This window comes from Streptomyces sp. cg40 (genome assembly GCF_050320165.1).
Lineage (GTDB): Bacteria > Actinomycetota > Actinomycetes > Streptomycetales > Streptomycetaceae > Streptomyces > Streptomyces hokutonensis.
Map to the genome: position 1 here is coordinate 10067266 of NZ_CP190128.1, position 13897 is coordinate 10081162.

10 protein-coding genes are annotated in these 13897 nt (G+C 70.0%); 4 read left to right on the forward strand and 6 right to left on the reverse strand.

Annotated features, from left to right (window positions below):
• Window positions 1-24: 24 nt before the first annotated feature.
• The 5 genes from ACQHII_RS45375 to ACQHII_RS45395 all read right to left on the reverse strand — a co-directional run bounded on the left by ACQHII_RS45375 (window position 25) and on the right by ACQHII_RS45395 (window position 6567).
• Window positions 25-768, reverse strand: coding sequence for an SDR family oxidoreductase (locus tag ACQHII_RS45375; RefSeq protein WP_427924776.1), 744 nt, complete (start codon window positions 766-768; stop codon window positions 25-27).
• Window positions 761-1468: a TetR/AcrR family transcriptional regulator gene (locus ACQHII_RS45380; RefSeq protein WP_427924777.1), complete on the reverse strand. Its 708-nt coding sequence runs from the start codon at window positions 1466-1468 to the stop codon at window positions 761-763. Before ACQHII_RS45380 ends, ACQHII_RS45375 begins: the two co-directional genes overlap by 8 nt.
• A 120-nt stretch (window positions 1469-1588) precedes the next feature.
• Window positions 1589-2887, reverse strand: a complete 1299-nt coding sequence (locus tag ACQHII_RS45385; RefSeq protein ID WP_427924778.1) for a ThuA domain-containing protein — start codon at window positions 2885-2887, stop codon at window positions 1589-1591.
• Window positions 2888-2921: 34 nt separating this feature from the next.
• Window positions 2922-5147, reverse strand: coding sequence for an RICIN domain-containing protein (locus ACQHII_RS45390; RefSeq protein ID WP_427924779.1), 2226 nt, complete (start codon window positions 5145-5147; stop codon window positions 2922-2924).
• 52 nt (window positions 5148-5199) lie between these two features.
• Complete coding sequence (locus ACQHII_RS45395) at window positions 5200-6567, reverse strand: ricin-type beta-trefoil lectin domain protein (RefSeq protein WP_427924780.1); 1368 nt, start codon at window positions 6565-6567, stop codon at window positions 5200-5202.
• 306 nt (window positions 6568-6873) lie between these two features.
• Between ACQHII_RS45395 and ACQHII_RS45400 the strand changes: the two genes are divergently transcribed.
• The 3 genes from ACQHII_RS45400 (at window position 6874) to ACQHII_RS45410 (ending at window position 11550) form a co-directional block, all read left to right on the forward strand.
• Window positions 6874-7383, forward strand: a complete 510-nt coding sequence (locus ACQHII_RS45400) for a hypothetical protein (protein ID WP_427924781.1) — start codon at window positions 6874-6876, stop codon at window positions 7381-7383.
• Window positions 7384-7428: 45 nt separating this feature from the next.
• On the forward strand, window positions 7429-10032 hold the full coding sequence (locus ACQHII_RS45405; protein ID WP_427924782.1) for a helix-turn-helix transcriptional regulator: 2604 nt from the start codon (window positions 7429-7431) through the stop codon (window positions 10030-10032).
• A 102-nt stretch (window positions 10033-10134) separates the two neighbouring features.
• Window positions 10135-11550, forward strand: a complete 1416-nt coding sequence (locus ACQHII_RS45410) for an FAD-binding oxidoreductase (protein ID WP_427924783.1) — start codon at window positions 10135-10137, stop codon at window positions 11548-11550.
• Between the two features lie 25 nt (window positions 11551-11575).
• Here ACQHII_RS45410 and ACQHII_RS45415 read toward each other — a convergent pair whose 3' ends face one another.
• Window positions 11576-12283, reverse strand: a complete 708-nt coding sequence (locus ACQHII_RS45415) for an NPP1 family protein (protein ID WP_235029664.1) — start codon at window positions 12281-12283, stop codon at window positions 11576-11578.
• 357 nt (window positions 12284-12640) lie between these two features.
• On the opposite strand from ACQHII_RS45415, the gene ACQHII_RS45420 reads away from it, so the two are divergent.
• Window positions 12641-13600: a LysR family transcriptional regulator gene (locus ACQHII_RS45420; protein WP_427924784.1), complete on the forward strand. Its 960-nt coding sequence runs from the start codon at window positions 12641-12643 to the stop codon at window positions 13598-13600.
• Window positions 13601-13897 lie beyond the last annotated feature (297 nt).

Genomic DNA, 13897 nt, shown 5'->3' on the forward strand with positions numbered 1-13897 from the left:
GGTTCACTCCTTGAGTGGGGTGGCTCAGGCCAGCCCGCCGTTGGCGAACAGCACTTGGCCGTTGATCCAGCGGGCGGGGCCCGCCAGGAACGCGACCGACTCCGCGATGTCGTCCGGGGTGCCCAGGCGCTCCAGCGGGGCGGCCTTGGCGAGGTTCTCGATCGTGGTGTCGTCCTTGCCGTTCAGGAACAGGGGTGTGGCGGTGGGGCCGGGAGCCACGGCGTTCACGGTGATGTCCCTGCCGCGCAGCTCGCGGGCCAGGACCAGAGTCATCGCCTCGACCGCGGCCTTGCTTGCCACGTAGCCGCCGTAGGTCGGGAACTTGGTGCGGGTGACGGTGGTGGAGAAGTTGATGATCGCGCCGCCCGCGCGGACTCGCCGGGCCGCCTGTTGGGAGACGACGAACGTGCCTCGGACGTTGGTGCGGTGCATGCGGTCGAGGTCGTCGAGGTCCAGGGTGGCGATGGGGGAGAGGACCATGATCCCGGCGGTGTTGACGACGACGTCGATGCCGCCGAACTCCTGCTCCACCGCGTCGAACGCGGCCGACATCGCGTCCTCGTCGGCGACGTCGCCGCCGACCGGGATCGCCCTGCCGCCGGCCGCGACGATCGCGGCGACCGTCTCGTCGGCCTTGGCCTTGTTGCCGGCGTAGTGCACGCCGACCGCGATGCCGTCCCCGGCCAGTCGCTCGGCGACCGCGCGGCCGATGCCGCCGGAGCCGCCGGTGACCAGGGCGACGCGGGTGGTGGTGTCGGTTTCAGTCATGGTCAGGGTCCTTCTGTGTGGTGGGGATCTGCGTGAGCCACTGCCCGAGCAGGGCCGACTCCGCGGGGGTGAACGGTTCGGGGGTGAGGTCGTCCAGGGACGAGAGCAGTGTGGTCGCGGCCGCGGCGCGGGCGTCCACGGCCGTGGTGTCAGCCGCGGGGTCGAGCAGGATCGCCTGGTGGATCGCGTCCCGGACCAGCCTCGACAGGCCGGAGTCCGGATACAGCGTGGGACGGGTGATCAGTGCAAGGGACACCCCGGTGTTGGCCGACATGACCATGCGTGCCGCGATCTCGGGTGCGACGCGGAGACGGCCCTGCGCGGCGAGCCGCTCCAGGTCACCACGGAGGATGCGCATCGCCTCGGCCGCCGCCTCGGGCACGGAACGCAGCGTCGGGGCGAACATCAGCTTGTAGGCGTTGGGGTGCGCCAGCGCGAACGCCGTGTGCGTGTCCCAGCCGGCCTGGATGTCCCGCAGCGGGTCCGCCGACTTCTCGGCCGCGCGCTTGGTCTCCAGGTACTGGTCCCACACGTGGTCGACCGTCGCCGCGAGCAGCCCGTCCTTGTCGCCGAACAGGCGGTAGAGGACCGGCTGTTGCACACCCGCCGCCTCGCACACCGCGCGCGTCGACACGTCGCCGCTCGGCGACTGGGCGATCAGCTCGGCCGCCGCCTCGATAATCAGCGATCTCGTGTTCATGTAATCGACGATAACACCGATGCGTATCGCTGACAACAGTGAGCTGTTAGCGGCGAAAACAGGGGTGCCTCCCACCGCGTCCGTGCGGTGGGAGGCACCCCTGTTCTGCCGTGCGGTGGCTCAGGACTGCACGGCGAGTGTGAAGGACTGTGCGGTCGAGCCGTCACAGGTCCGTTGGGTGAGCTGGACACTGTTGGTCGCCGCGGTGGCGGCCGTCAGGCACTTACCGCTGTGCCGGGCGACGAAGTGGTACCGCCCGCTCGTCTCACGCACCGGCTGCCACTGCTGGTTCGTGCCGCCGGAGTAGGCCCACAGCTGCAACGGCGCGTTGTCCGCCGTCGAGCGGTCGGTCACGTCGATGACCTGTGCGGGGTTGCCGCGCGCGGTGATCTCCATGTACCCGCTGTCGGTGGAGCGGAACTGGTACTGCTGCGCCGTCGTGCCGTTGCAGGCGTACTGCTGGATCGCCGTGCCGTTGGCCGTGGCCGCCGAACGGGCGTCCACGCAGGTGCCGTTGCCGCCGTTCTGCACGGAGTACCAGGAGGTCTCGGAGATCGGGGTGTCCGTCGGCGGCGTCGAAGTGTCGCCCCCGCCCAGCCACTTGAGACCGTTCAGCAGGAACTGGTTCTGGGTGGCGCTCGCGAACGTCGACGACAGGCGCGTGTTGGTCGTGTAGTTCATCGCGTTGTGGCCGAAGTTCGCGTACAGCATCTTGTACTTCGTGTTGGTCCAGATGATCGGGTAGTACCCGCTGTACCAGGACTGGTTGGGATCGGTGCCGACCGGGAAGCTGCTCGGGTCGATCGACGCCAGGATCTTGATGTCCGGGTTCTGCCGCAGATCGTTGGACCAGCTGTACCACTCGCTGACCGACGAGGTGAACGTGGTCGGCAGGGCTGCGGTGGGCGGGATCGAATGGTCCTCCACCTTCAGGGTGACCGAGGTCGGACCCCAGGTGTTGGACACGAAGTTCCCCGAGCCGAGGAACGTGTTGTGGTACCAGGACCAGCTCGCCGCGTTCGTCGTGAAGGCGGAGACGTGGAAGCCCATGAAGCCGCCGCCACCCCTCATGTACGCCTCGAATCCGCTGCGTTGGGCGGCGGTCTGCGGCAGGTCGTCGAGGAACAGGACGACCTGGTACGCGTTGACCCCGCCGTTGGCGAGCAGGTCCCAGTCGGTGCTGGCCGTGTAGGTGTAGCCGTTGGCCGCCGCCTGCTGCGGGAACCAGACGTTCGCCTCCTTGTCGAAGTCGATGTGCGCCGCGTCGTAGGTCCCGCTGTAGAGCGCGAGAATCTTGAACGGGGTCGCCGCGGTGCTCGCCCGGGCGGCCGGCGGTACGGACGCGAGCCCGAGCAGCGTGGCCAGCAGGAGCAGGACCCGCAGGAGCGCGCGGGTGGAACCGGATCTGTTGGTGTTCATGTGAGTGATCGATCCTTTCCGTGCGGTCTTGGATCTACGGGTAGTTGGTCAAGTAGGCGACGTTGGTGCTGGAGTTGGACGGTCCGCCCGTGCTGTTGACAATGTGGCTGATCGTGCCGACGCCACCCAGCGAGACGGTCACCATGTCGTGGAACTTCACCCCGGACACGCTCGGCACCTCGAAGGCATGGTCGGCGACCACGCCGGAGTTGGAGCTGAAGTAGCAGTAGCTGCCAAGTCCCCACGCCTCATGGGTGGTTACGCCCGCGGCGACCTTGTAGGCGGGGTAGCCCTTGCCGGTGCCGTTCATCCAGGAGGCCTGGTTCGGCGGGTCGTAGGGCATCTCGTTCTGGAAGAAGTACGTCCGGCCGCCGTTGCCGTTCCAGAGGACCTGGGTCTTCTGGAAGTGCTCGACGAACAGGCCGTACGCGGTCACGTTGGCGCCGTTGACGATCAGTCCGGTGTCCGCCGTGTTGGTGGTCCAGCCGACCGTGCCGCTGTTGCCGTGGTCGGCCCGCCAGATCCAGGTGTGGTCGACGATCGTGTTGGCGCTGTTGATGACAACCGAGTTGGTGGCCTTGCCAATGGTGGCGCCACCGATGCGGACGAAGACATCGGACAACTGCGTCGGGTCGGCGGCGTGCGAGGCGGTCGAGCCGGACGGGCCGATCTGCACCAGCGTCGCGGAGTTGGTGGTGCCCGCGTCGACCAGCAGACCCGCCAGCTCGATGCCGTCCACGTCGGCCGTGGAGATCGCGGTGATCCCGCCGTCCGGCACGAAGGTGGCCAGGCCCATGCCCAGGACGACCGTGTCAGGGCGCGTGATGTTGATCGTCTGGTTGAGGTGGTAGACGCCGGGGGTGACGAGGAGGTTCTTGCCGGCGGCCAGGGCCGTGTTCATGTCGGCGGCGGTGGCGCCGGGCTTGACGATGTAGAACTGGTCGATCGGCAGGGACTTGCCCGCCGGGGTCTTCCCGCTCCACGTGGTGCCGACGGCGTTGGACTGGAGTCCGGGCACGAACACCTGGTAGGCGCCCGCGCTGTCGACGTAGAGGAAGGGCTTCTCGCGGATCGTCGGGGAGCCGGCGACGTTGGTGTACGTCGGGAAGGACTGGGCGGGTGCGCCCTGGTCACCGACGAAGACCATGTTCCAGTTGGAGCCGGACCAACTGCCCATCGTGGAGTTCCTGGTGAGGAACTGCTGCTGGGTCCCGGACTGGATCTGGCCGTCGACCTTGGTGTCGGAGATGAAGCCGCCGCTGGACCAACCGCCGTCGTCCAGAGCCAAGTTGCCGCGCACGTGCATGCGTCGGTACGGCGCGGCCTGCGAGACGGCCCAACGGTCAGTGCCGCCGGTGGGGTTGACCGACAGGTTCTCGGCGTCGCGCCAGAAGTTCTGGGTCGCGTTGCCCTGGAACCAGTCGGCCTCCGCGTGCACCGCGCCGTTGATCGTCACGTCGTCCGGCGAGAAGCCGAGCCCCGCCACCTGGGTGTAGAAGCCGACGTTGGCGTTGGCGCTGTACGTGCCCGGCTTGAACAGCAGGGCCTGGCGGGCCGAGCCGAACTGGTTGGTCTGCTGCTGGGCGAAGACCGAGTCCAGCTTGGACTGGATGCTTGACGCCGACATCGACGGGTCGAACACCGTCACGTTGGGGCCGAAGTCCGGGGTGCCGGGCGGGTTCGTCGTGCCGCCGCCGCTCAGCGTGAAGGACTGCGCGGCCGTGCCGTTGCAGGTGTACTGCGCGAGCTGCACGCTGTCGGCGGTCGACGCGCTAGGCACGTCGAGGCACTTGCCGCTGTTGCGGTTGACGAAGTGGTAGGAGCCGTCGGACTCGGCGACCGGCAGCCACTGCTGGTTGTTGCCGCCGGAGTACGTCCACAGCTGGATCGGCGCGGAGTCGGCGGTCGAGACGTTGGTGACGTCCCAGGCCTCGGCGCCGTTCAGGTTGCTGTTCACGCGGTAGTAGCCGCCGTCGGTGGCGACCAGCTGCCAGTTCTGCGCGGTGCTTCCGTTGCACGTGTACTGCTGGACGGCGGTGCCGTCGGCGCTCGCGGCCGAGCGGGCGTCGACGCACTTGCCGCTGCCCTTGTTGACCACGGTGGTGTAGCCGGTCGGTATCGCGGCGGCGGCCGAGTTCGCGGCGCTCGCCGAACCCTGCGCGGCGAACTCGACGCCGGTCACGGTCGTCGCCACGAGCGCGACGGCCGTGAGCGCTCTCGGTATCACGTCGCGGCCGGACAGTCTTTTCCGTCTGAGCACGGATTCTCCTGTGGGGATGGGGGGTTGGGAGGAAAGGGTCGGAGGGCGTCCGTCAGCCGGTGTACTGGGCGAAGATGCTGGTGAACTGCCAGTTGCTCTGGCTCACGCCCGAGCAGGTGTCGTCGTTCGGGTAGGCGCCCGGGCAGGGCCGGTCACGGTTGGCCGACCAGAACGTCAGCCGTGCCAGGTGGTGCGCCTGCGCGTAGCCGAGGATGGTCTGGAAGTCGGCGGTGGTGACGGTCTCGTTGTTGTCGGTGATGCCGTTCATGGACGAGATGCCCATGTCCCGGTAGGCCGCGTCGTCGCTGTAGCCGTACGCGTTCTTCAGCGCGGTCTTGAGGCCCTCGGCCGCCCGCTGGGTGAGCGTGCCCATGTTCTGGCCGGCGCCGCCGAAGTCGAACGGCATGATCGTCCACGCGTCCACGGTCAGCCCGGACGACGCGGCCCGGTTGATGAGGCTGGTGTCGGGACCGCTCTGCCCGGTGCCGATGGTGACGTACACCTTGATGCCCGGGTTGTTGGCCTTGACGGTCTTCAGCGCGTCCACGGTCCGCTGCTGCACGGTCCCGTTGCTGTACGCGTCGGCCTCGATGTCGATGTCGATGGCCTTCAGGGAGTAGGCGCTGATGACCTTCTGGTAGGCCGCCGCGAGTTCGCTCGCGCTGGAGCAGGAGCTCTCCAGCTTGTTGCCGCTGTAGCCGCCGAAGGACGGGACGACATCGCCGCCGTTGGCCCGTACGGTGTTGATGGTCGACTGGTCGACCCCGCCGGTCAGCGCCCGGCCGCCGTCCCACTGCGGGTTGCAGTAGCCGTTGCTCAGGACGAACGCGAGCGTGAACCACTTCACGCCGGTTGCGTTCATGACAGTCGTGGGGCTGGGCGGGTTCCCCCAGCCGTTGTAGAGGTACGGCGCCACGGCCATCGGCGCGGTCGTGGGCGGGGTCGTGCCGCCGGCGGGGGCCGTCCACTTCTGGTTGGCGGCGCCGGTGCAGGTCCAGATCTGGGTGCGGGTGCCGTTGGCCGAGGAACTCCCGGTCACGTCGAGGCACTTGTTGGCGGCCGGGTTCACGATGTCGCGCGCCGCGGTGACCGTCCACTGCTGGTTGGCGCTGCCCGCGCACGTCCACAGCTGGAGCTGGGCGCCGTTGGCCGTCGAATTGCCGGTGATGTCAAGGCACTTGCCGAGGGCTCTGATGGTGCCGTCGGTGCCGACCGTCCACTGCTGGGCGGCGGTGCCGTTGCAGTCGTAGAGCTGTACGGCGGTGCCGTCGGCCGAGCTGGCGCCGGCCACGTCGAGGCACTTGCCGGCCAGGCCGGTGATGGTGCCGGTCGCCGCCGAGGCGGAAGGTGCTCCGAGGGTGCCGACGGCGGTGAGGCCGAGGGAGAGCGCGAGGGCGCAGCGCAGGGCGAGGCGTTGCATGACGAGGGGGCCTTTCGTCCTGGGGTGGGGGGTGGACGCCGCCGGCGTGAGGGCGGTGAGAGGTGAACACGCGTGTTCACATATGTGAGCGCGGAATGCATTCATGGGAGGTCTGTTGGCTGGTGAACCTAAAGGTCTGCACCAAAGCCGTCAAGAGATGCGACCGGATAAGTCCCGCAGGCCTTGGCTGAGTTGAGAAGTTGTAGGCGAAGGAAAAGAAATCACCAGGACCATTGAGCGGCCGGTTCCCACAGGTGACACTGTGCGAGCTTCGTGATGATCGTCAGGGCGGGCGTCGGAGGAACCATGAACACAGCGGGGACCGCGGAGGTCGCAGTCCGGCACATACTCGGAGACAAGGTCACGGGCGGCTTCCTCACACCGAGGACACGCACGATCACCTGGTCCGCCGCCCACTACGTGGTCAAGCGGCCCCCGTCGGGCAAGCAGACGGTGGAGCTGACCTGCACCGAGTGCTCGGCCTCCCTGCTGGCCGAGGTCCGCGACCAGTCCTTCACCCGCACGTTCGCCGCCGTCCTCCGGATCATCGGGGTGGTGTGCGCCGTCGTCTTCTTCGCCGCGTTCGCCTACGCCATTCACGAGGGCGGCAAGACCCTCCCCGAGGGGCAGTCGCTGCCGGTCCTCTTCCCGATCAGCGTGATCGCCATCGCCGTCACCTTCGTCGCCGCGCCCACGTTCTACCTGCACGGCCGGAGCTACAACGGCGTCAGCATGCTCGACGCCCCCAAACCACGCCGCGGGCACCAGATCCGACCGGTCCGGCCCGGGCAGCGGGGTGCGCGAACTCCCCGTTGATCCGGGCAGGTCCGGCAGGTCCCGGCGAGTGGCACAATCGACGCCGTGGATCGGGGGATCCTGGAACGCGAGCCGGAGCTGGTACGGCTGGCCGCGGCCGCGCGTGAGGCGGCGGACGGGGCCGGATCCGTCGCGCTCGTCTTCGGCGAGGCCGGCATCGGCAAGTCGAGCCTGGTCAGGGCCATGCCCGAGCGGCTGCCGCAGCACACCCGGATCCTCCTGGGCCAGTGCGACGACCTCGCCACCCGCCGGCCCCTCGGCCCGTTCCGTGACCTGATCGGCAGCGTCGGCGCCGAACTCGCCCAGGTCGTCATGGAGGGCGGCGACCGCCACCGCGTCTACGAAGCCCTGCAAGGTGAGCTGTCCGGTGTACCGCATCCGGCGGTGCTCGTCGTGGAGGACGTCCACTGGGCCGACGAGGCCTCGCTGGACGCACTGCGCTTCCTGGTCCGGCGGATGGCCCGGCTGCCCGCCGTACTCGTCCTCACCTACCGGGACGACGAGTTGAGCCGCGAGCACCCGCTGCGCCACCTCCTCGGACAGGTCTCCCGCGCGGACCGCGTACACCGGATGCCGCTGGCCCGCCTCTCCGAGTCGGCCGTGCGCACGCTGAGTTCGGCCAGTCGGCTCGACCCGGCCCAGGTGTACGAGGTGACCTCGGGCAACCCCTTCTTCGTCACCGAGATCCTCGCGGCCGGCGGCACCGGGACCGTGCCCCCGACGGTCGTCGACGCGGTGCTCGCCCGGTTGCGCGGACTCGACGGCCGCAGCGTCGACGCGCTGGAACAACTGGCCGTGGTGCCCTCCGCCGTCGAACGCGGCCTCGTGGACAGGCTGTTGGCGGACGGTGTGGCCGGGCTCGCCGCGGCCGAGCAGCGCGGGCTGCTCACGGTCACCCCCGAACGGGTCGCGTTCCGCCACGAGTTGATCCGCCGGGCCGTCGCCGACTCACTGCCCGCCGCCCGCCGTATCGAACTCGACCGGCAGGTGCTCACCGCGCTCGTGGCCCGGCCCGGCTCCGACCCGGCCCGAATCGTCCACCACGCGGCACGGGCCGGCGACCAGGACGCCATCGCCCGCTACGGCCCCGACGCGGCCCGCGACGCCACCGAGGCCGGCGCCCATCGCGAGGCCGCCGCCCATCTGCGGCTCGTGCTGCGACAGCGGCACCGCTACACCCCTGCCGAACTCGCCGACCTGCTCGAACGCTACGCCGTGGAGTGCTACACCGTCGCCCACTCCGTCGAGGCCGTCGCCGCCCAGCGCGACGCCGTGGCGCTGCGCCGCTCGCTCGGCGACACCCTCGCGCTGGGCGCCGATCTGCGCTGGCTGTCCCGCATCCACTGGTGGGCGGGCCACGCGGAGGAGGCGCGGGACGCGGCGCGGGAGGCCATCGCCGTCCTCGAACACGCCGGTGACGACCGGCTGTTGGCGCTCGCGCTCAGCAACACCGCCCAGCTGCGGATGCTGTCCGACCGCTTCGCCGAGGCCATCGCACACGGCGAACGCGCCATCGCACTGGCCCGGCGCGTGGACGACGCCGCGATCCTGGCCCACGCCCTCAACAACGTGGGCTCAGCCCGCTGGCGCAGCGGAGACCCGGACGGGCGACGGCAGTTGGAGGAGAGCCTCGCGGTGGCACTGGCCGCCGGCGAGGTCGAACACGCCTGCCGGTCCTACGCCAACATCATCTGGACCCTCCTCGACAACCTCCAGTACGCCGAGGCCGACCGCTTCCTGCCCCCGGCCATGGAACTCGCCGACCGCGCCGAGCACTTGGGGTTCCTCAACTATCTGCACGTCGAGCAGGCCATGCGCCGCCTCGCCGCCGCCGACTGGGACGAGGCGGAGCGGCACGCCGAGTACGGGATGCACGAGTTCGTACCGGCCCGCTGTCCCGCGCTGACCGTGCTGGCCCGCGTGCGCGTCCGGTGCGGCAGGCCGGGCACGGACGAACCCCTCACGCAGGCCTGGGAGATCGCCGTAGGGGCCGGGGAGTTGCAGCGCACGGGTCCGGTGGCGGCGGTACGGGCGGAGGCCGCCTGGCTGCGGGGCGACCACGCGGCGGCCGCCGAGGCCGCCGGACCGGTCCACGCGCACGCGAGGCGCCTCGGCTACGGGCGGTATCAGGCCGAACTCGGCTACTGGCTCGGCAAGGCGGGGCAGCCGCCCGCGCCCGCCGACGACAGCGACCACCCGTACGCGCTCCAGGCAGTTGGGGAGTGGAAGCGCGCCGCCGACCTGTGGTGGCAGGCCGGCTGCCCCTACGAACACGCCGCCGCGCTCGCCGAGAGCCCCGACCCGGCAGACAAACTCACCGCGCTCGCCCAGCTCGACGCCCTCGGCGCCGAACCCCTCGCCCGGCTGGTCCGCGCCGAACTGCGCCGCCTCGGCGTCCGACACGTCCCGCGCGGCCCGCACGCGGCGACCCGGGGCAACCCGGCCGGTCTCACCGACCGCCAACTCCAGGTCGTACGGCTGCTGGTGGACGGTCTGACCAACCCGGAGATCGCCGACCGGCTCGTCGTGTCCGTCCGTACCGTCGACAACCATGTGCGGGCCGTACTGGAGAAGCTGGACGCGCCCACCAGACGGCAGGCGGCCGCCCGCGCAGCGGAGCTCGGGCTGCCGCCGTACGGCGAAATGTAGGTAGCCGGGGGCGCCGAGGTGGGTGACGCGCACGGATGACAGCGCGGTCGCGGGCGAAATACAACAAGCGGGTCATCCAGTGTGCCAAGAAACGGGGATCCCATGTCCAGCACGATCGCCCAGGACGCTCGCCGTGAACTGACCGACTTCAACGGGGAGTTGATCGGCCCGGACGACGCCGCCTACCCGCAGGTCCGCGCCGTCTACAACGCGATGATCGACAAACGGCCCGCGCTGGTCGCGCGCTGCGCCGACGCGGACGCCGTGGCCCGCGTGATCGCCTTCGCGCGCGCCCACGACCTGCCCCTCGCGGTGCGCGGCGGCGGCCACCACGGCGCCGGACTCGGCACCGTCGACGGGGGAGTGGTCGCCGACCTCTCCCCGCTCAAGGACATCCACGTGGACCCCGGGGCCCGTACGGTCCGGGTCGGCGGCGGCTGCGTCTGGGGCGAGGTGGACCGCGCCACCAACGCGCACGGGCTCGCCACGCCCAGCGGCATCATCTCCACCACCGGCGTAGGCGGCATCGCCACCGGCGGCGGGCTCGGCCACCTCACCCGCAAGTGCGGGCTGACCATCGACAACCTGCTGGCGGCCGACCTCGTCCTCGCCGACGGCAGCCGGGTGCGGGCCAGCGCAGCCGAGAACACCGACCTGTTCTGGGCGGTCCGGGGCGGCGGCGGCAACTTCGGCGTCGTCACCTCGTTCCTGTTCCGGCTGCACGAGATCAGCACGGTCGTCGCCGGGCCCACCTTCTGGCCGGTCGAGATCAGCGCCGAAGTCCTCACCGCCTACCGGGAGTTCCTGCCGACCGCGCCCCGCGAACTGAACGCCTTCTTCCTCCACGGCAGCGTCCCGCCCGCCCCGCCGTTCCCCGAGGAGATCCAACTGCGCAAGACGGCGGGAGTCGTGTGGTGCTGGACAGGCGGTGACACCGAGGCCGCCGCGCGCGAGATGGCCCCGCTGCTCGACGCCCTGCCCGCACCGCTCCTGCACGCGGCCGGACCGATGCAACACCCCGACATGCAGGGCATGTTCGACGGGCTCTACCCGCCCGGCGACCAGTGGTACTGGCGCGCCGACTTCGTCGACGAGATCCCCGACGAGGCCGTCGAACTCCACGCCAAGTTCGGTGCCGAGGTCCCCACCCCGCAATCCACGATGCACCTTTACCCGATCGACGGCGCCGCCCACGACGTGGGCAACGACGAGACCCCGTGGGCCTACCGCGACGCACGCTGGGCGTCCGTGTTCGCCGGCGTCGACAGGGACCCCGCCAACGCCGAGCTCATCAAGAGGTGGGCCGTCGACTACCAGGAGGCCCTGCACCCGTACTCGGCGGGTGGCGCCTACGTGAACATGATGATGGACGAGGGACAGGAACGTGTCCGGGCCAGCTACCGGGGCAACTACGCCCGGCTGGCCCGTATCAAGGCCGACCGCGACCCGGACAACGTCTTCCGCCTCAACCAGAACATCCACCCGGCCCCGAAACCGCGCTACGAGACCCGCCCGTAGCGCCGGCTCCGAGTCCGGGCCAGCATCACGCGTTCGGGTCGAACGAGATGCCGGACGGCTTCGCGATGGACAGGGCGTAGTTGAAGTCGCTGTCCCTGATCTTCAGCGTGGCCGAACCGAAGTCGGCGGCCAGGAGCTTGTCCTTGAGGCCGGCCGGGTAGCCGTTCCAGCCCACCAGGCGCGGGTAGAACCAGTTGCCGGTGGCGTTCTCCGCGGGCTCGTCGTTGGTGTTGGCGAAGCGGAAGTCGTGCGAGCCGATACCGTCCTTGTGGTAGACGATCTTGGGGTGTGTGCCGTCGAAGCGCACCCCCGAGGCCGCCGACACCTGGTAGGCGGAGTGCTGCGACACCGACACGTACTGGACCGTGTTGTCCTTGATCCACACCACGACGTGCTCCCAGTCGTGGGTGTGGCCGATCGCCGCCGGGCCCAGCGTGACCTGGTCCTTCTCGAAGTAGCTGGCGTACATCACCGCGCACCAGTCGTTGTTGCACTTCTCGCGGGAGTACGTGTTGGCGTTGTTCAGCTGGGCCATGTCGTGGCAGTGCCCGTTGACGTCGCCGCCGAGCTTCAGCCCGGGGTTGATGGTGCCGTCCAGGCCGATGGCGGCCGTGGCGTAGCAGCCGTCGCCGTCGTAGTCGTAGGCCGGGGAGAAGGTCTGTTCCAGGCCGTCGGCGTTCTGCGGGAGCAGTGTGAGCACATTGGCCTGGGCGGCCGTCGCCTGGCCGACCACGAGGGCCAGCGCACCGAGGACGGTGACGACGGCGGAGCGGCGAAGACGCCGGCCGCGGGACTTCGGGGCTCTCGCCGGGCTGTCGGTGGGGGGTGTCAGTTCGGGCACGCCGACTCCAGTTCTTGGCGGTGGGGGGCGCTACTGGATGCGCCAGGTCCAGACCTTTGCAGGCCGGTGTGTGCACGTCAACACCCTTGCGATGTACGGGTCTTGACCCGCCGCCGAACTCTCCGGCCTGTGCGTTTCCTGTGTTTCCCCGGCTCTCGGCGCGACCATGGCTCTCGGCGAACAGGTGCGCTAATTTGAGGTCCACGGCACAGGTGAACGGTCACCCGTGGTGAGTGCGGGAGGTTCTGGTTGACCCCGGCACAGCTTCGGGCCTTCGCGGCGACCGTCCGTCTCGGTTCCGTGAAGGCCGCCGCGGCCGATCTCGCCGTGACGGAGTCGGCCGTGTCGATCCACATCGCCCATCTGCGAAAAGAGCTCGGCGACAAGCTCTTCGCCCGCACGGCCAACGGGCTCGCGTTCACCCCCGGCGGACTGCGGCTGGCCAGCCGGGCCGCCGAACTCCTGGGACTCCAGGACCGGACGATCCTCGAAGTGAAGCAGGCCGGTTCGGGCCGACGCCTGCTGCGCGTCGCCGCGTCGAGCCTGTTCGCCGAACATGCCGCGCCCGGCCTGATCGAGCTGTTCGCGGGCCGCGCCGACGATCTCGACGTCGAACTGAGCGTGCACAACCCGCAGCACTTCGCCTCCCTGCTCCTCAACCGCTCCGTCGACGTGGCGATCGGGCCCCGCCCCGCCACCCTCGACTCCGCGATGACCTGCACGCACTTCCTCAACTACCAGGTGATCGCCGTCGTAGGACCCGACCATCCGCTGGCGACCGCGGCGAGTGCGGGTGCCGCCGAACTCCGCGGCCAGACCTGGCTTTTGGGCCCCTCGGCGGTCGGGCGCACGGGCATGGTGCCGTCGATACTGCGCCGCCTGGGCATCCCCGAACACAACCAGCGGATCTTCCAGAGCCATGCCGCCTCCGTCGACGAGGCCAAGCGGGGCAAGGGAGTTGCTCTCGCGGTCGCCTTCGCCGTGACGAAGGACCTCGCCGAAGGCGACCTTCGCCGACTCGCCGGTCCCCAGCTCCCCGCCCGCGGCTCCTGGAACCTGCTCACCCTCCCCGACCGCGAAGCGCCGCCCGCCGCCGCGGAGTTGCGGCGCTTCGTCACCACACCGCGGGCCACGCAGGCGATGCTGCGCGGTGCGGGGGTCACCGCGGGGCGGTTCCGGCCGGCGATTCATGTGACGCTGTGGAGCTAGACCCGTCGGTCGTACGAGTCCTCTCCGCTCACCCCGGAACCACTCAACTCCCCTTGCGCGTAGGTACATTGAGGACGCGGACGCCTTGAGCGAGTAGGGATGGGGATGCGCGGCACGATCCTGGACGGCCGGTACACGCTCACCGAGCGGATCGGCGCGGGCGGCATGGGCGTGGTGTGGCGTGCCCAAGACGGCCGGCTCGAACGCCAGGTGGCCGTCAAGCTGCTGAGCCTGCCACCGGGCACCCCCGGCTCCGAACGGGAGCGGCTGCTTGCCATGTTCGGACGGGAGGCGCGG